Annotated in this window: 15 protein-coding genes and 3 pseudogenes; 8 read left to right on the top strand and 10 right to left on the bottom strand. The window is 34.4% G+C overall.

Going from position 1 to position 18567, the window contains the following annotated elements; translation table 11 throughout:
- Positions 1 to 747 precede the first annotated feature (747 nt).
- From RHOW815_RS02350 to RHOW815_RS02340, 3 genes and pseudogenes are all read left to right on the top strand, one after another.
- Positions 748 to 909, top strand: a pseudogene (locus tag RHOW815_RS02350) (IS5/IS1182 family transposase); the annotation flags it as partial.
- A gap of 30 nt (positions 910 to 939) precedes the next feature.
- The gene (locus RHOW815_RS02345) at positions 940 to 1602 is read left to right on the top strand and encodes an HAD family hydrolase (protein ID WP_215216766.1); all 663 of its coding nucleotides are present in this window, start codon (positions 940 to 942) and stop codon (positions 1600 to 1602) included.
- A 251-nt stretch (positions 1603 to 1853) separates the two neighbouring features.
- The gene (locus RHOW815_RS02340; protein ID WP_215216765.1) at positions 1854 to 3377 is read left to right on the top strand and encodes a peptide ABC transporter substrate-binding protein; all 1524 of its coding nucleotides are present in this window, start codon (positions 1854 to 1856) and stop codon (positions 3375 to 3377) included.
- Positions 3378 to 3409: 32 nt separating this feature from the next.
- On the opposite strand, the gene truA is transcribed toward RHOW815_RS02340, so the two are convergent.
- From truA to RHOW815_RS02325, 3 genes are all read right to left on the bottom strand, one after another.
- Positions 3410 to 4168, bottom strand: a complete 759-nt coding sequence (gene truA / locus RHOW815_RS02335; protein ID WP_215216764.1) for a tRNA pseudouridine(38-40) synthase TruA — start codon at positions 4166 to 4168, stop codon at positions 3410 to 3412.
- Complete coding sequence (gene ispD / locus RHOW815_RS02330; protein ID WP_215216763.1) at positions 4168 to 4839, bottom strand: 2-C-methyl-D-erythritol 4-phosphate cytidylyltransferase; 672 nt, start codon at positions 4837 to 4839, stop codon at positions 4168 to 4170. The genes truA and ispD overlap by 1 nt, the downstream gene beginning before the upstream one ends.
- A 63-nt stretch (positions 4840 to 4902) precedes the next feature.
- Entirely contained in the window at positions 4903 to 5163 is a 261-nt protein-coding gene (locus RHOW815_RS02325; protein ID WP_138106898.1) for an SWIB/MDM2 domain-containing protein, read from the bottom strand.
- A 418-nt stretch (positions 5164 to 5581) separates the two neighbouring features.
- Here RHOW815_RS02325 and RHOW815_RS02320 point away from each other — a divergent pair, with 418 nt between their 5' ends.
- Entirely contained in the window at positions 5582 to 7660 is a 2079-nt protein-coding gene (locus tag RHOW815_RS02320; protein WP_215216762.1) for a UTP--glucose-1-phosphate uridylyltransferase, read from the top strand.
- Positions 7661 to 7748: 88 nt separating this feature from the next.
- On the opposite strand, the gene RHOW815_RS02315 is transcribed toward RHOW815_RS02320, so the two are convergent.
- The 4 genes and pseudogenes from RHOW815_RS02315 to RHOW815_RS02295 form a co-directional block, all read right to left on the bottom strand.
- Positions 7749 to 8117: a hypothetical protein gene (locus RHOW815_RS02315; RefSeq protein ID WP_215216761.1), complete on the bottom strand. Its 369-nt coding sequence runs from the start codon at positions 8115 to 8117 to the stop codon at positions 7749 to 7751.
- A 201-nt stretch (positions 8118 to 8318) separates the two neighbouring features.
- Positions 8319 to 8558: pseudogene (locus RHOW815_RS08475) on the bottom strand (IS5/IS1182 family transposase); the annotation flags it as partial.
- A 78-nt stretch (positions 8559 to 8636) separates the two neighbouring features.
- Positions 8637 to 9612: pseudogene (locus RHOW815_RS09285) on the bottom strand (IS701 family transposase).
- Between the two features lie 47 nt (positions 9613 to 9659).
- A complete protein-coding gene (locus RHOW815_RS02295) occupies positions 9660 to 10247 on the bottom strand; it encodes a hypothetical protein (RefSeq protein ID WP_215216757.1) in 588 nt (195 codons plus the stop codon).
- Between the two features lie 199 nt (positions 10248 to 10446).
- Between RHOW815_RS02295 and prfB the strand changes: the two genes are divergently transcribed.
- The 4 genes from prfB (at position 10447) to RHOW815_RS02275 (ending at position 13278) form a co-directional block, all read left to right on the top strand.
- Positions 10447 to 11536 (top strand): peptide chain release factor 2 gene (gene prfB, locus RHOW815_RS02290; RefSeq protein WP_215216756.1). Its coding sequence is split into 2 segments (ribosomal slippage): positions 10447 to 10515 and positions 10517 to 11536, totalling 1089 coding nucleotides; the frame shifts between segments, so codons are not numbered across the junction.
- 3 nt (positions 11537 to 11539) lie between these two features.
- Entirely contained in the window at positions 11540 to 12043 is a 504-nt protein-coding gene (locus tag RHOW815_RS02285; RefSeq protein WP_215216755.1) for a GNAT family N-acetyltransferase, read from the top strand.
- Entirely contained in the window at positions 12040 to 12552 is a 513-nt protein-coding gene (locus RHOW815_RS02280) for a GNAT family N-acetyltransferase (protein WP_215216754.1), read from the top strand. Before RHOW815_RS02285 ends, RHOW815_RS02280 begins: the two co-directional genes overlap by 4 nt.
- 9 nt (positions 12553 to 12561) lie before the next feature.
- Positions 12562 to 13278, top strand: a complete 717-nt coding sequence (locus tag RHOW815_RS02275; protein ID WP_215216753.1) for a YebC/PmpR family DNA-binding transcriptional regulator — start codon at positions 12562 to 12564, stop codon at positions 13276 to 13278.
- Here the strand turns inward: RHOW815_RS02275 and RHOW815_RS02270 are convergent.
- From RHOW815_RS02270 to RHOW815_RS02260, 3 genes are all read right to left on the bottom strand, one after another.
- Positions 13275 to 14495, bottom strand: coding sequence for an Lpg1974 family pore-forming outer membrane protein (locus RHOW815_RS02270; RefSeq protein WP_215216752.1), 1221 nt, complete (start codon positions 14493 to 14495; stop codon positions 13275 to 13277). The two genes, RHOW815_RS02275 and RHOW815_RS02270, sit on opposite strands and share 4 nt — an antisense overlap.
- 165 nt (positions 14496 to 14660) lie before the next feature.
- Positions 14661 to 15371 (bottom strand): TVP38/TMEM64 family protein, encoded by a 711-nt coding sequence (locus tag RHOW815_RS02265; protein ID WP_215216751.1) that lies wholly within the window; start codon positions 15369 to 15371, stop codon positions 14661 to 14663.
- A gap of 9 nt (positions 15372 to 15380) precedes the next feature.
- Positions 15381 to 18248: an insulinase family protein gene (locus RHOW815_RS02260; RefSeq protein WP_215216750.1), complete on the bottom strand. Its 2868-nt coding sequence runs from the start codon at positions 18246 to 18248 to the stop codon at positions 15381 to 15383.
- Between the last annotated feature and the right edge of the window lie 319 nt (positions 18249 to 18567).

Here is an 18567-nt window from a genome sequence, read left to right as displayed (position 1 = left end):
TATATTGGAACGGACTATTAATGTTTGGACTACTGGGATATTGGATGAATTTCTTAAGTCGGCAAGTATCTTTAAAACAGTAAATTTAATTCAAGATAGGTTCAACCTTTGTTTTTAAGTATTACTATTACTTATTAAGTGAGTTATTTTTATATTATTTATTTTAACATAATTGTGTTTAAATAATACATTAATTTATATTAAGCTCTTTATAGAGCAAAAGAGAGATATACAGAATTTGAAAACTGCAAATTGTATAATTACCTGAAATAGGCTACATGTTTAGTCCCAAAGTATAATGGTGTATACTATAAACATTTAGCATCAAAGGAAACATTACGTACTCTCTATAGAGGACCGTGCTGCTTATCAATCCACTTTATTGCTGCAGTTCTTCCCGATATTTAGGAATGTTTTCAAAAAAGGCATAAATTGCCGTCTTGAAATTTAAAAATTTTTCATAATACCGATTATTGTGAACTTTATTTATTCATGAGTCGCCAAAGGCGTTCAATCAGATTGAGATCAGGAGAATTAAGGAGGCAAGAATTTGATTTCTACTCTGGATGTTTTTAGGTAATTTGCAACGATTTATCCCGTTCATGGCAATGACGAGCCTTAAGGATGTCTTTTTGATTTCTTGTTAAAAAGTTCGCTTCAGGTTGCATAGGGCTAAGGTTTATAACTCAATCAATGAGAAAAATTCAATCGGCTGCAAAAGATTCATTCCCATACAAATATGCCTAAAAGAAAAAACAACAATCCCTTGCCAAAGAACGCGTAATTAATGAAAATGTAATCGGGATGCTTAAGCGTTTTAAAATCATAGTAGATCGATATAGAAATCGACGGAGATGCTTTTGCTTAAGATTTAATCTTATAGCAGGAAGCTATAATTGGGCGCTTTAAAATTCAGGTTATGCAACAGCTCTAATAAACATGTTTAAAAAATTATTTGATTCTTACGATATTATTCTCTTTGACTTTGATGGTCTGCTTGTAGACACAGAACCCTTGCATTTTCTTGCATATAGGGAAATGTGTTCTAAGAATGAGATTTGTCTGAATTGGGACTTTGTTCGTTTCTGCCAAGAAGCGCATTCAAGTGCATTTGGAATTTGGAAAGCGTTTCAAAAAGAATTTCCTACTTTATTAAAAAAAAAATCAAAAGAGGTACTATATCAAGAAAAAAAAGAGATTTATCAAGAGTTACTAAAAACCACTATTTTAAAGCTTATGCCGGGAGTTCATGCTCTTTTACAAGCATTAGCTATGAGTAATACGCTATCTGCAGTTGTAACAAACTCTGCGCTCTCTCAAGTAGAGCCTATTCGCAAAACTCTTCCTATTTTAAATGTCATCCCTCTTTGGATAACACGTGAGGATTATCCATTAGCCAAACCAGCTCCTGATGGTTATTTACAAGCGATAGAACAACTGGGTAGAAAAGAGAGGATCATTGGGTTTGAAGATACATTAAAGGGTATTCATGCATTGCAAGCAGCTAAAGTAGAAGCTGTTCTTGTAAACCCTATATGTCCAGAAGGAGTCAAGGGGTTTATTCATCTAGATAGAATCGATCATATTTGTTTAAACATATAATTCTTTCCAAAAATACATTTCTGGACCTAATTGAAAATTAAATTGCAAGGTTGTAATTTGCAATTAATAGTATAATGCAGTACTCTTGTTTTTTTTGAATTATTGACCCAAGGCTATTTTCTATGGAAAGAACCTTTTTCCTCATAATTATTATCTCTGGCGTCCTTTTTTTTTTTATATTTGTTAAAAGCCTGAATCAAACTAAAATAGTTCAAACACTCCGCTTAAATATTAAAGCGGAACCAAAAACAATGGATCCTCGTAAAGGAGGAGAACAGTATTCTTCTCAGATGCATTTTCTGTTTTTTGAAGGACTTGTAAAACTCTATCCAGATGGCTCTATTAAACTTGCTCAAGCAGAATCCTATGAATTATCCGAAGATAATTTGCAGATTACGTTTCATTTAAGAGATACGGTTTGGTCAAATAACACTCCTGTGACAGCTTATGATTTTGAACAATCCTGGAAAGATATTCTAGATCCTAAATTTCCCTCCTTGCAATCAAATCTATTTTCTCCTATAAAAAATGCAGATGCTGCAAAACAAGGCCTTATTCCTCTTGATGAGGTAGGTATCAAAGCAATAGATGCAAAAACTCTTAGGATCACTTTAGATAAACCCACTCCTTATCTTTTTAAACTACTTGCCTGCTCCTCTTTTTCCCCTGTAAATATCAAAAATGATCGGCAGAATTCCAATTGGGCTGATCATGCAGGTCTTAACTTCTTATGTAATGGTCCTTATCTATTGGAAAAGTGGGATCATGAAAACCAAATCATTGCTATAAGTAATCCTCACTATCGAAAAACACAAGATCTGCGACCTAAAAAAATTATTTTCAATGTGATTAAGAATGATCAAATCACACTACAGATGTTCGAAAAAGGCTTAATTGATGTAATTGGTGATTCTTTAACTTCTATCCCTTTAGATGCAGTTCCTAGTTTAGAAAAAAAATGGACAATTTCTCGCAAACCAAGGGCTTCTACTTTATTGATTACTCTTAATACAGAGAAGTTTCCCTTTAATCATCCTAAAATCCGTAGGGCATTTGGCTTGGCAATTAATCGTCAAGAGCTGATTGGGTCATTTGGAAAAGGTATTAAAAAAAGCATCTTGGCTGATTATATTAATATTGCCTATCAAGCAAGCATGAGCGCAACGAATCTTGTTCCTCCTTGCTTAAAAGAAAACCGCCATCGATCTTTCTTTAAAGATAATGACGTGGTTCAAGCAAAGACTTTTCTGGAGGAGGCAATGGTTGAACTGGGGATAAGTAGAGAAATTTTTGATTCTGTAATTCTCTATTATTATTCTCGAACATTTGGAGCGGATGAGTTGATGCAAAAACTCCAGCAACAGTGGTTAAATGCTTTAGATATTTTCATAAAAATAGAATATTTAGACTCTAAAACGATTATGGATAAATTGATTAAAGGAGATTATCACATGTGTTTTATGCGCAGAGACGCTCTATATAATGATCCTATGAGTGTTTTAGAAAGATTTAAGTATAAAGATTATATTAAAAATTATTCCAATTGGGAAAACCAGGAATATATCCGTTTATTAGATAAGTCTTTTTATGAGCAATCAGATGCAAGATCTCAAATTCTAGAACAAGCGGAAAGGATTTTCTTAAATGAAATGCCAGTTATTCCTTTGTATCACGAAGATTATATATATATTATCAACCCCAACCTAAAGTATAAAGTACCGTTATCTGGAGATCGATTGCTTTTACCCTTGTCTTTTGAGGATCAAGGTTGTTAACTTTTTAACAAAAAAAGAGCAGCAGATCGAGACTATAGACATGTTGTCTCATAATCTACCTTAGCTAATATAAGCCCTTGTGCAGGTGCAGCGCGTCCTGCTAATCTTCGATCTTTTGCTTGGAAAATAGCGGGGATTTTTTCTAGCTCTATTTTTCCTGCACAGATATCAAGCAATGTACCAACAATATTACGAACCATTTTATATAAAAAACCATTCGCTTCTAACTCTAAGCGAATATACTCTTCTTCTTGCAGGATGGATAAGCGTCTAAGGCTACGGACTGCATTTTTTGCAGCAGAGCCTGTAGTAGCTTTATTTGCAAAAGAAGTAAAATCATGAGTGCCTATAAAAAGCTTTGCTGCTTGTATTAATGTATTTAAAAGTACAGGATGAGGAACTCTGTAAGCATAGAAACAATTAAAAGGATCCTTAACAGGGCCTACGTATAAATAGTAATGGTATACCTTGCCTATTGCACTATAGCGTGCATGGAAGTCAAGCGGAACCTCTTCAATACTCAATACTCTGATATCAGGTGGAAGTAAGCCATTCAACGATTTAAGTAAGCGAGAAAACTCAAAAGAAGTTGCTGTTTTAAAATGCGCAACTTGCCCTATTGCATGTACACCTGCATCTGTACGACCAGATCCTATAATTTTAATAGAACTGCGCAGAATAATGGATAAATACTTTTCCAACAGTGCCTGAATAGATATACCGTTTTTTTGTATTTGCCAGCCTGAATAACGTGTCCCCTCGTAAGCAATGAATAATTTATAGTTATGCATTATTTTAGAAAACTTTGTGCTAATTGCAGATCTTCGGGACTAGTAATTTTTATATTTGAGGATTTGCCTGAAACGAGTTTAACCATATGGCCCATTAATTCTATAGCAGAGACGTCATCTGTGACGTCTATTTTCTTTTTTTCTGCTTCAAGTAGGCCTTTCTTCAGTAGATCTAGTAAAATAACCTGTGGGGTTAGGGTTTCTCTAAGAATTTCCCGATTTAGGGTTTGTCTGACAAAACTAGTAGAATCTATTTCTTTAATGGTATTTTTAGCAGGTATAGCTAAAGCTGCAGCTTTATGAATCAAGGCTTGTTCGATCACTTTTTTTAAATCATCTAATTGCAGAAAAGGACGAGCGGCATCATGAATGCAGACAAAAGAACCTTTTGTGATTTGTGCTAAGCCATTGGATACAGAATCTTGTCTTCTCAATCCTGGATTAGCAAAACCAATTTTTACAGGAGTTTTAGAGTTAAATAAATGTCGATAAAAGCTCTCACAAACCACGATGATTTCTGTAATAAGATCAGACTTTGCTAAAAGTTCAAAGCTATGTAAGGCCAGCGGTTTTGAACCTAGAGGTAAAAATTGTTTGGGTATGGCACTTTTTAATCTTGTGCCTTTTCCACCGGCAAGCAAAATAGCTGAAATAAGAGGAGTGGGATACATATTTTTTGAAATTAAGCTCAAAAAAAGTGCAAGTGTATGCACTTTTTTGAGCTTGTCTTTTAGTTAACTTTTGAGATGTTTGCTTACAATTTTTGTCATTTCAAACATATTAATGGATTTCTTACCGCCAAAAACTTTGGCAAGTTTTTCATCTGGATTAATATTGCGTCTATTTTTGGTATCTTGACATTTATGTTTTTTAATATATTCCCACAATTTTTTTGTCACTTCAGTCCGAGGCATCGGACCTTTGCCAATAACTGCAGCTAATTCATCACTAATCTGCAGCGCTTGCATAAATTTAGATTCTTTTTTTTTTGCCATTTACTTCTCCTTATCGAAATGACTGTAATTACCCACAGTTGCTTTTTTTTAGAAAAACTGCGTTTAATTTTTCTATCCTAATAACCTTATGAAAACCACATTGTACCACGATTTTTCTATAAACCCCTTATGGAAAAACCAAAGAACGAGAACTTTGGATAGCTAATTTGAGCATTTTCTATTTTCCCCTCGCAGGACATGTTGTATCTCTAGAGGGAATTTATAGTCAAAAAAAATCGTTTTATAAAACCTTCACAAGGATAAGATTCTCGTTTCTTTTTTTTCAACTAATTGTGGATAAATGAGTTGAAAATTTCTCTATAAAATCATTTTTACCCTTAAAAGATCGCTTGCAATTTAGAACTAGATCGTGGCAATTTGGTCTTATTCTTTAATTTATAGCTAATTTTATATAGCAATGATAGCAGATCCAGAGATTTTTTTTGTTCTAGCAAATAAGCTTAGCTCTTGTAAAAGCGATCAAGAGCGCTTAAAATTATTAGAAAAACCTCTTCCAAAAGCAATCGATCTATTGCTGAGTGTAAAAGATCAGCTAATCTTGAAGTCCATTCTCGTGATTAATCAGGGCCATCTTTTTTACCCATTTGATAAAAATCAAATAAAAAATCTTTTAAAAGATCTCTATCCGATTGAATCTTTTTATCAATCCATTGGGGGAATAGTTGGCTATCACGCCACGATGTTATCGTTGTTTGCCAATCATACTTTATCCCATGAGCACAAGAGCTATGAGCAACCGGAATGTATTGATATAGCACAGGAGGACTCTTCAACTTGTAAGTATACCTTACAAGGGCTTTATGCACTTCCTTATTTGGCAGAAATTTATCCTGTAGGGGGAGCTGCTGACCGATTGCAGTTGATGGACCCAGTAACGCATGCTTCTCTTCCTGCTGCAAAACTTGAACTTTGTGGTAGAAGCTTATTAGAAGGATTAATTCGCGATCTTCAAGCTAAAGAGTATCTTTACTTTAAACTATTTGGTAAACAGCTTACAACACCTATTGCTATGATGACCTCTGAAGAAAAAGACAATCATCTTCACGTTTTATTCATCTGCGAACAAAATAAGTGGTTTGGGCGTTCTCAAGCTTGTTTTCGTTTTTTTCAACAACCACTTGTGCCTGCATTAAATATCCAAGGGAAGTGGTTACAAACGCAAAATAATCGCATTTTAAGAAAGCCAGGTGGCCATGGAATGCTATGGAAAACAGCCATTGAACAAAAGATCTTTACTTGGTTTACCTCTCAAGGATATACCAAGATTTTGGTTCGACAGATTAACAATCCAGTAGCTTCTGTGGATTATGGACTGCTTGCGTTTTCTGGGATTGGTTATCAAAAAAATAAACAGTTTGGCTTTGCTTCTTGTTTGCGTTTATTAGAAGCTGCAGAGGGGATTAATGTGCTCTGTGTAAATGAAAAAAAACAATATTGCTTAACAAACATTGAATATTGCGATTTTGAAAAATACCAAATGAAAGATTTTCCTTTAAAAAAGGGAAGCTCTGATTCACGTTTTTTTTCCAATACAAATATTTTATTTGCTGATGTAAAGGCTATTGAAGAAGTTACTAAGAAATGTCCTATTCCCGGGATGCTTGTTAATCAGAAAAAAACCTGTTTTATCAATAAAAAAGGGCATCTCGAAGAATGCGAAATTGCCAGACTAGAGTCAATGATGCAAAATATCGCTGAGTGTTTCTCCGCTACTCAAATAGAAGAGTTAGGTTCTTTTTTAAGCTATAACTTAAGACATAAAACCATTTCCACAGTAAAAAAAAAATCTACAAAAACAAGTTCTTTATTAGAGACACCAGAAGGCTGTTTTTACGATATCTTGTATAATGGATACGATCTTTTAAAAAATCGATGTGATTTTTCTCTACCTGCATTCTCTTCTCATCAAGAGTATATAACTAAAGGTCCTTCTATCCTGTTTCAATACCATCCTGCTCTAGGGCCTCTATACACGATTATTGCACAAAAAATCCAATCTGGCCAGATGACTTGGGGGAGCGAGCTGCGTTTAGAAATAGCAGAGGTACAATTAGAAAATCTCTATTTAGACGGAGTACTCCACATTATGGCTGAGCGTGTAATAGGACATTATTTAGAAGATCGCTTAGTCTATTCCCAACAAATCGGTAGATGTCGTTTAAGTAACGTCCGAATAAAAAACCAAGGGATTGATCGTTCCTCTTCTAATATCTATTGGAGAGATCAAATCTCTTACCATCAAAAATGCAAAATCACTCTAAAAGGGAACTCTTATTTTATCGCCGAAAATGTCGAATTCACAGAAGATATCCACATTGAAGTAGAAGATGGAATTTGCCTACAAGCCTTTCAAGAAAAAGACCAAGTGATCCTTCAGAAAAGACCTCTTATCTCCTCTGAAGGCATATGGAACTATAAGATAGAAGAAGATACAATCGCTCTGCAAGAAACAGGAGCTCTTAGTGAAAGTTTATAGAAGATAGAAAAAGACTAGAGATGTGACATCTCTAGTCTTAAAATAAGAGTTTAGAATTTCCTAAGGCCCATTTATCTTAAATGAAGATCTAAACCTTATACCCTGAACTTACCAAGAGGTCCCCATCACTAGTTACATTAGTTTCATGCATATTAATGCCAGGATCTTTTGGATGTGCCCCATCACTTTTAGCGAAAAACCGACAAACAACACTACCAACTGCAACAGTGACTCCAACACCAGTAACAAAAGAAAAAGTCTTTGGATATGCTTGTACTGTGTTAGAAACCGCAGTAGGGATAAATCTTCCTGCAACTTGACCCACTTTGCCTGTTAAAGAGGAACATACGGAACAGCCCTTGCTAAGTATATCTTTACCAAAGCCATAAACACTTGATGCTACAGTTGTAGTAGCAGTACAGGCAGCACTGAAGAAACTTCCTATTTTTAAATCCATCTTTAATCTCCTTAATGTTTAATGAGCATAATTAAAATAATTAGTTTATATTTTTTTTCTTGCAATTCATAAAATAGTTATAAGACATCTTAAGAATATAAATCTATCTTAAACTCGAGGTATTATTTCTATACGCATAGAAAAAAAATTCCTGGTTGTTTAAAAAAGAGCAGCTCTTAATCCACTTCTCTTAGAGCCTGTTTAAAATCTTTTCAAAAGTAGATCAATAAAAGCTAGAACCACCATATTCAGGCTTGTATGTAGTTTTCTTTCTCAATTTTTCCATAGCCTGCGACATTTTTCTATCCACGCAAAAGAACGCTTTACAATCCATCTTCTAGAAATGACTGTAAAAGTATGAAGTGCATTTCTTTTTGCTATTTCTACTATATATTCTAATATTTCCTGTACACTCTTTGCAAATCTTTCTCCAGAATATCCTCGCTTTTGAAAAGATTTTAAACAGGATCTTATAAAAAGTTAAATGGATTAGAAAATTGAGCAAGATGAGTTTAGGAGTTACGCAGTTAGCAAATATTTAGGATATTTTAAATAGGTCCTAACGGCTTCTCTAACGATTCTCAATTTAGCTTCAAACCAAGTAATGCCTTTTCGAAAACAAAATCTTTCTATTCTTAAAAAAGCTCTTAAAGAAAGAAGAATGTGATTTTTTTGCGCTTTTCCAGTCCTAGCTTGACAGCGTTCAACCCCACAAAATTGTTTAATCCCTCTGTGATATTCTTTAATTTTCCAAGCTTTTTCTGAACAACTTAAGCGCTGTAACTCGCTCATGTTGAGGTTATTTGTTGCCCAGTACTTAATCCTTTTTTAGAAACTATCTTAAATATTTTAATCCATCCATAAGCTTTTAAATGGGCTAAAGAACGCTTTCTTTTATTTCCACTTCACGAATAGGTCTGTTCACCTTGATTATCTGGATTTAATGAACGAGTTGGGGTTAATTTCGTCATCCATAACCATTCTAGATTTCTTACCTGTTTCAAATTTTCCAAACTAGCATACCAGGAATCAAATAACACATATTCAGGAGAAAAGCTTCTTTCTTTAGTCTTTAATATCATCTTGCGAAAATGATCGTTCTTGGTTAAACCTATTTTTGTCTTATCATAAATACAATAATCAAGCGGTATAAGACTCTCTTTTTCTGTCCGAATAAGACTTTTCAAGGTTGATTCCTTTATACTACTTTTCCCGACCATTAATAAGACACTAAATCCATTTTACTTGCGTATGGTTTATCTAGGGATGAATCATCAATCACCAAAGCATCCTTATACTTTATATTAACAAATTGAGAAGATTCTTGCCATAAAGATTCTGATGAGGGTTCCAGTCTATGCAGTATTCTCAAAATGGTGTCATGTGAAACCTTTTCATTCGGTTGCACTCGTTCTGCCTCTGTACAGCTATATGCCTTTTTCGTTGCAATTAAAAAATTGATGTAATCTTCTTCTTTGTATTTAGCTGGGTTCATATTAAATACATTGGAGTCTTTTTAGAATTTATTCAACTGCGTAACTCTTAAATGGATTGGAAAATTGAGACAAAATGAGTTTTGTATTTATTGGTTTCTGTTATCAATTTTGTAATTTTTTGCTTATAAGCTACTAAACTCTTTATATTTGTTTCTAGCAGGGCAATTTTTTCTTCAGGTAACTTCTTTAAATCATTTAGAATAAACCTGTGTTGATTTGTAATTTGCAATTGCTCAGCATTTATAAAGTCATGAATGGTTTTTTGAACCCTAGAAATATCTTGAATATTTTTTTCTATTTTTGTTAATTCCTCAAAAAAATTCTTGGAAAGAATGTTAATTTTTTGTTGAAAAGTTTTTTCTTTGTGTTTCTTATTGAACGATTTTAGAGAAGTTAATAGAGTTTTTCCTTTATAATAGATCACAAGAGTAGCAGTCGTTCCAGCAAGGATAGCTAGGGTTTTTTTCGGATGGGTTTTGACTGTTTGATAAAAAAGATGGGTAATTTTAATTAATTGAGAATATGCCCTTTTCCCAAATGTGGAAATCTGTCTGTCTACCCACTCTAATTTGGATAAGGTAACAGGTTTTATATGAGTTTCTATGGGAAGATGATTGATTGGTTGCGTTGACATAAATCTCCTGAAATTCTTAAAAGTTGTAAAAAAAAATAATAAAATATTTTTTAATATAGATTATATAAATATTTTTTATTTTTTTGTAAATTTTTAAATTTGAAAAAATGTAAATGAGTCACTTCTTTGAAAAATGCGCTGGGATCGAATTGCATAATTATGGCATCTTTAAGGATCAAACTTGAGATGAGATGAGTTTATGCAAGAATCTATACAAAATGTGATTAAAAGAATTCAAAATCGTTTGGCACATATGTGGAGGTATCTTTGACCTAGAAGAAAAAGAAAAGAAAATCGCTCTTCTAGAAAAAAAAATGGAAGATCCAGATTTTTGGGATGATCAAAATCTAGCGCAAAAAATTATTTCTGAAATTCATGATTTAAAAACTTGGATGGTTCCTGCTTGGCAAGTAAAACAGCGTTTCGAAAATGTGTATGAGCTGATCAATGAGGTGGATCCAGAAGCCGAACCAGAATTTTTTTACGAGTTAGAGCAAGAACTTAAAGAAGTTGATAAACAACTCTCTGATTTAGAAATTCGTAAAATGCTATCTGGAGAGCTAGATAAAAAAAATTGTTTTTTAACAATCAACGCTGGAGCAGGAGGTACAGAATCTTGCGATTGGGTAAGTATGCTCTCCCGCATGTATCAACGTTGGGCGAGTAAAAGAGGTTGGAAAACAGAAATTTTCGATTTTGTAGATGGGGATGTTGCTGGATTAAAGAGCATTACTATTCGGCTTACCGGTTCATTTGCTTATGGTTATGCTAAGGCAGAACGTGGTGTTCATCGACTAGTACGTATTTCTCCTTTTGATAGTAATGCACGTCGTCATACCAGTTTTGCTTCTGTCGATATTACTCCTGAGATTGATGAGAAAATCGAAGTTGAGATCAAGGAAGATCAACTACAGATAGAGACTTATCGCGCTTCAGGAGCAGGGGGACAACATGTAAATAAAACCGATTCCGCAGTGCGTATGCGATATGCAGGGATTACAGTGAGTTGTCAAAAAGAGAGAAGCCAAGTGCAAAACCGCGAAACGTGTTTAAAGATGCTTAAGGCTAAATTATATGAAAAAGAATATTTAGAAAGAAAAGCAAAATTAGAACAGATTTCAGGAGAAAAAAAAGAAATTGGTTTTGGGAGTCAAATCCGTAATTACATATTTCAACCTTATACTTTGGTAAAAGATACTCGTACAAAGTATGAAGTGGGCAATGTGCAAGCTGTGCTCGATGGAGAGATAGATGGCTTTATTAATGCATATCTTCAAGAATTTGGTTAATCGATGGCAGAAATGGAAGAAGAATTAGATGTTAGATATACTCATATTACAGATGAGGCCTATTTGCGTGGTTGGCTCAGGAACCCTAAATTGCAACATTTCCTTCCTGTTAGTAGTGAACAAGAAGTACATAACACATTGCAGTGTTGGTTAGGGTTTTGTCGTTATAGCGCAAGTCTTACCGCTACACTTAATGGAACACCTTGTGGAATAGCTACTTTATTTTTAATGCCTTATCAAAAGGTTTCTCACCACTGTTTATTTAAAATTATCGTGGATCCTATTCATCAAAATAAAGGAGTAGGTAATAGTTTATTAAAAAACGTCATACATTTAGCAAAAGTGTATTTTAAATTAGAAGAGATTTATACAGAAGTAGTGGAAGATAATCCTTTGATTCATCTACTCCATAAATACGATTTTTATCAATTTGCTGACCAAAAAGACTACGTTAAAGAAAACGATCAATACTATGCACGCCTTTTATTTGGAATCTCATTGATATGAACAGGCAAAAAAAAACCCTTTCTAATCTGAGCTTTCGTTTAACGGATCGCTCGGATGCTCCCTATTTAACCAAATGGCTCTCTGACCCTGAGGTCTTACATTGGTTCCCGATGCTTACGCAGCCAGAAGTGGCCGATGCTATCAGGATTTGGATTGAGCACTCTCGTTTTGGCTCAGGGATAACTGTAGAGCATAATAACGTGCCTTGTGGAATGGCAATTCTTTATATACAAGCTTATGAAAAGCTAAAGCATACCTGTGTTTTTTCTATTATTATACAAAAAGATAAAAGGGGATGTGGTATAGGGCAATTGTTAATGGAAAAATTAATGGAGCTAGCGGAAGAGAAATTTAAAATTAATATTTTGCATCTAGAGGTCTACGAAGGTAATCCTGCCCGCAAAATGTATGCAAAATTGGGGTTTGTAGAATTTGGACGTCAAGAAAGATTTATTAAGGAAAAAAATACATATCTTGCTAAAGTTTTTATGCAAAAAAGATTGATCTAAAGGAGAATTATGGCAGGGCATAGCAAGTGGGCAAATATAAAATATCGTAAGGGAAAGGCAGACGTTATTAAAGGAAAGCTTTTTTCTCGTTTAACCAAAGAGATCATCAGCGCTGTAAAACAAGGTGGAGCTGATCCTAAAGCAAATACCAAACTGCGAATGGTTTTACACAAAGCACGTAGTGCCAACCTGCCTAATGAGAATATTGAGCGCAATATTAAGAAAGCTACAAGTGCTGCCCAAACGGACTATATTGAAATATCTTATGAATTATATGGATATGCAGGTGTAGGCATTATTGTAGAAATTATGACCGATAATAAAAATCGAAGTGCTTCTGAAATGAGAATTGCCACCAATAAAAAAGGAGGCAGTATTGCAAATCCAGGCTCTGTAGCTTTTAATTTTGAGCGTAAAGGAATTATTCAGGGCAAAAAAAATGCCACTGAAGAAGAGCTCTTTAACCTTGTGATAGAATCAGGAGCGGAAGATTTCGATCAAGAAGAAGGCTTTTGCATCATTACAACAGCCTCTGATCAATTATTTCAAGTAAGAGAGAGCTTGGAAAACCAAGGATTTATCTGCGAAGAAGCACAGCTTCAAATGGTTCCTAAAACATATATAGAATGCAATTCGGAAAACCAAAGGTTAAATCTTGATTTGATCGAATACCTAGAAGCAATAGATGATGTAGACGCTGTTTATCACAACATGAAGTTATCTTAGAAGTCAATTGTAATAGTAGCGGTTAAACCATGAAGCTTTAAGCCATACATAGTGGTATTTCTAGAGGCAACAAAGAATGTGTTGTAATCCCACCAGAACTGCATTTCATAACCAGCTGAAACCCCTAAGTAGTATTGTTTGCAGAAACAAGAGCCCCAGTCTAACCCTATAAAGCATTCTACTAGAGGTTTTAGAGTGTGATAACGGGCGTGTTTGCTGCCTCCTCCCAAAGCTAAACTACCATTCGAAAGAAACTCATCGGTGTTATTTGTCGTTTTAATATTATTCCAAAGAACTGATCCAGCAATGTTGGCTAGGATAGCAAAATTAGAATACCCTAAATCCCATCTGCCCTGCGCCCCGAATCTAAGCCCTATACCTTGATTTCTATTTTTTAGAGATACATTAGCTGAATTAAAAAATGAGTTATTGACTCCTAGATAAGATGTGTTCAATCTAGATGTTACCCAAGCTCCTTTTAATCCTGCATAAGGGCGGATTGCAAGATTACGTCCAAGAAACAAACGTCTACCTAATTCTAAATCAACAGTATCGAAATGTAAGCTCCAACGTGAATTGACAGAATTAGATCCTACTATACCAGATCCTGCAAAAGGTGCTAATAAAGAAGCATTTAAAGTTTGACTTGTAGCACTCCAAGAAGAATGCGGTTGGGTGTGTAAACGGGTCCAGTTAGCAAAAATATCCCAATAGTCATAAGATAGGTTATATCCGAGTCCTAGCTTAAATCCGCTTTCGTATTTATAATCAATTTGTTTAATTGTTTCTTTAATTTGAAGGGGGCCTTTTTGTTGTATATTGGAAGTAACACTTAAATCTTCAATAGAACTACGCCAGTATAAATAAGCTGCTTCTAAATAAGGTCCAGTTGTCTTTATACAGCCTCTGGCAGAAGAAGTAACATCTATACAATGATCAAAGCTTTTTACTTTTTTTTTATCACAGCAAGCAGGTTCACAAAAATCGGTGTATATAGGTCCTTTATGAGAAGGCTTTTTTCTAAAACTACTTGGTTCTGCACAGAGAAAAACATCTTGAGGAGCTTTTTTATTAAATAGAGATAGACCTTTGTTATCCCATTTATTTAAAAAATCTGAGACAGAAAAACTAGATTCATGTGTTTTGCATCCTAAAAGATAGACTAAAGCAACTACGCTTAATCCTAAACCGAATATTGAATTAGTATGGTATTTCATAATTTTCTCAAATGTTTAAACTTAATTTTACAAGTAAAATAAATAAATTATTTTGTAAATACTTTTATTGAAATTATGAGTTTAATTTTTTTTTAGATTGTATTGTTTAGTAATTTAACTAGCTTATTTTTAGAATTTTATTAAATATAAATTAATGAGATTTAGTTATTTTAAAACTTTTTTATGAGGAAAATACTTTTTTAATAAAATAGGTAAAAGCGCAAGAAGCGCTAAAACAAGTAAGCTTAATTTAATTTGTATATTAAAAATGGCTGCAAAAGAGAAGTCGGTTTCATTTCTAAAAAAAGTAGAAAGGCCTCCTCCTGCCTGTGCAAGAACAATGATTAGAGGCAAGACCCCCACACAAGTTGTCCAAATAAAAGTATAGGTATTTACTCGAAAAACAGCAGAAAGTAGATTAATCAGCCAAAAAGGTAGGATATGGCTAAAGCGCAAGAAAAGCAGGTAGCTGATTTCATAGCGATAAAAAGACTCTCTTAAATGGATGAAATAGGCCTTTTTTCTATGGGAAAAAAATTGAAAAAATGCAGTGCGCATAATAAAAAAAAATATAATAGCTCCTAACGTTTCAGAAAAGCAAGTATAGGCGATTGCCAATGGCAGCGGGAATAAAAAGCCAGCAATCAGCGTTAATAAGGTGGAGGCTGGAATAATCAGTATTACTGAGATTGTATGGATCAAAATGAAACAAAACCCGGATAGAATGGGATAGTCCTGTACATATTGCTCCCAGATGACATGTTGGGATTTGATGAGGTTAAAATCCAATGCCTTGTATTTTCCTGTTAAGAAAAAATATAGGACAAAGGACAAAATGAGTAAAATAGGCAAAAAAGGCAGCCATTTTCTAATCACTAAAAACCTTTAATTAATAGATGTAAGTTGGCCTAAAGCTTGTACATCTTCTTTACAAGTAAGCTCATAGCAAAAGTTTTTATCATCATCCATAACCCCTTCTAATAAAATAGCCAATCTACGAGAGTTCTTTCGAGAAATCAACTTTTCAGCAGCTATACAAAAGTTGCTATAAGATAGAGCTTTTAGGCTATCTATTTGCTTATTTATCCATGCAAAATCTTGATAATAAAAAGCTAATTTAGCGGTTTCTATTGCTTTATTAAGCATATTTTCTGGTCTCATAGCAAGAGAGGTAATTAAGCTGGCACGGATCTTTTCAAAGCGTTCTAATGAGATTTCCATAAGCAGATTTTTACCAAAATCTTCTAAAAACAACTCAAAACGCGCTAGTAAATCAGTGGGCGTGTGTGTACTAGATTGCACTGCAAAATATTGCAGAAGCTGTTTTTCTTTTTCATCATCCCAGGCTTTAGCTATGTAAGCTGTTTGTTGTTTAGTGCGCAATGTTTCAAAAAACGCGCTTTTTAAGGCTTGGCCTAGGATTTGTTGAGTAGCCCATGACTCAAAACTAAATGATCCTTCTTGTAAAAGCAGTAAAGCAGCTGCTCCTTGTCTATTTGTTTCGAAAACAAGCTTATAAGGCCCATGTAGATCGGACAAAAGAAGAACTTTAGCCTTAGCTTGGCTCTGAAGAGAATAGGGGTTTGCTGCTAAAATTATCTGTAGCTCTCTACAAAGCTCTGTTGCTAATCCTTGGTTGAGGTTTCCGTATAAAAGAGCTTGCATATAAAGGCATTGGCTAAATTTTTCTGAAAAATCACATAAATCTTTTAAACTAGTTTTTTGTAAAGAGAGTAGCTTTTGCTGACTAGTGGGTTGATCAAAAATAACCCCGCTCATTTGCTCTAAAGCTTGATGCAAAGGGAGTTCTTTAGAAGCATTTTCATAATTAGCAGCTAAGGAGCTAGTATAAATTTGGAATTTTTCTTGCGAGCAAACAACATGTTTAAGTGCTTGAAAAATTTTCTTAGTGAGTAGAGGTGTTTTTTCACTAAGTCCTTGAATGTAGAGAATAACTTCTAAAGGTTTTAGTTTTAGTTCTACTTGGATCCCTGCATCTTTAGCAAAGGAGAGATCATCAGCAAGTAGATCCTGGAAAGCATAAGACCATAAATCAGTTAGTACTCGAGCCTTTGGAGTTTGGTCTAAAAGAGGCGACTTGAGTTGAAAAGTAAATACGGTTTCTGGAGTGCGATAATAGTTATCTGACAAAAAGTATACTTTAGACCCTTCATCTTGATGAATCAAAGTCGGAATTTCTTGCAAAGGTGTATTTTGCAGAGTTAATTGAGTAGGTAAGTAAGGATTTTGCCCTGGTAGGTTAATTTCAGGATGAACTTCGAGTTTTTGCCAGGCTTGTAGTTTCTTTTGATCGATTGGAATCACTGTGTATTCTGCTTGCATCCACTTTTCTTTTCGGTCGGGGACCACTCCTACTTTGTTCGGATCTGCGATGACAAAGTAGGTGCATTCGGAGGGTTTTAGTGTATGTAAGAAATTAAGAATTCCTTGAGGAGCAAATACAGTCGGAATCTTTGTTTTAATCGGATAAGAGCTAAGATCCTCATAAAGTATATCAGAGGCTATTTCCGAAGCCATTTCAAAGGCATCTTTCCTGGATTGATATTGATAATCTACAGTGGCCATGGTTTTAAATTCTTGAAATAAATATTCGGGTAATTTTTCTGCCCTTAAGCGCTCAAGAGCTGTAAATATATACGATATAGCGCTGTCGATTTGTAAAAGACCAGAATCGGTTAAAGAAACATCGATACAAAAAAGCAAGCTATCTTTGCTGAAACGATCACAGCTAACATGGAAATTTTCCGCAATATTTTCCTTCTTTAATTTAGCAAATAAGCTTCCCTCTACCTCTTTATTGAGAATATAAGCGATAAATTCCGGGGCTTTTTCTTCTATATTAGTAGCAAATGCACTTGGAACCTCCCAGCATAAAGAAAGAGTTTTTAAATTTTTAACCGGTTTAATAAAAATCATGCTTCCTTTTTGCTGCTCGGAGAATAGAGAACTTGGAAGGTTTTTTTTCTGATGAGGTGCATTAGTAATAGGCGAAAATTTTGTAACCACTAAATCTCTCATTTCAGCAATAGGTAAAGGAGAGATCATGACCAAATACATACAATTTGCATTGTAATGATTTGCGTACCAATTTTTTAAATCAGATTGAGAAATTTCACAAAGAGTATCCTTATTCCCCGTAGAAAATTTGCAATTTGGATGATCTGGGTTTCCCGTCTCTTTTAAGATCATATGCTGGCGCCATCCATCATGCTCTATATTCTTAGCGTGTTCATTATCAACGGCATTAAGTTCTCTTTGTCTACAGCTTGTGGAGAATAAAGGATCGATAAAAAAATGAGAGAGACGATCAATTGCTTGTGGATAAGCATCATTATGAATGGAAAACATGTAAACCGTTCGATCTGGGGCTGTATAGGCATTTACCTTGCCTCCATGATCTTTAATAAATTGCATGTATTCAGACTCATCTGGATAAGCTTCTGTTCCCATAAATAACATGTGCTCTATAAAATGTGCCATACCTGGATGATCATCATCCCAAGAACCAGATCCCACACAAAGACCTGCGCTGGATTGAGGGGTTTCTTTATCGGAAATAAGAAGAACTTTACATCCATTTTCTAGAATGAGTTTTTCGGTTTCTCTTTTAGCAAGAGAAGAAGTAAGGATAGGGACTTTGTGTTGATCCTGAATAATCGTATAAGAAGGAGCGGGTTGATCTACTGCATATAAAGGAGCACTCAAGCAAATTAAAGGTAAAAAATATTTCATGATCCAACCCTTATCTTAAAAATGTTATGGCTTGCATTCTGATTTAAAATCCTTTTTTTGTCGAGAAAACGTCAGAAAAGAGGATTCTCAAGTTAATTCTTTTAATTTCTATCTTTGTAATAAACTCTGTACAGGACAATTTTTTTCTACCCTGCTCAAAACATATCTACAATGCATTTCATTTCTTCGTAAGAGCTTCATGTATTCTAAAAGCTCTTTTAATCTATCTATAGTTATTTAAATCGACATTGATAAAACAGCTTGATCTAAGGCTTCGGATAAATTAGCTACAGTAGGTAAAAGTTCTCGGATTTTCGTT

Source organism: Candidatus Rhabdochlamydia sp. W815 (assembly GCF_018642185.1).
Lineage (GTDB): Bacteria > Chlamydiota > Chlamydiia > Chlamydiales > Rhabdochlamydiaceae > Rhabdochlamydia > Rhabdochlamydia oedothoracis.
This window is presented reverse-complemented; position numbering and strand designations above follow the sequence as displayed.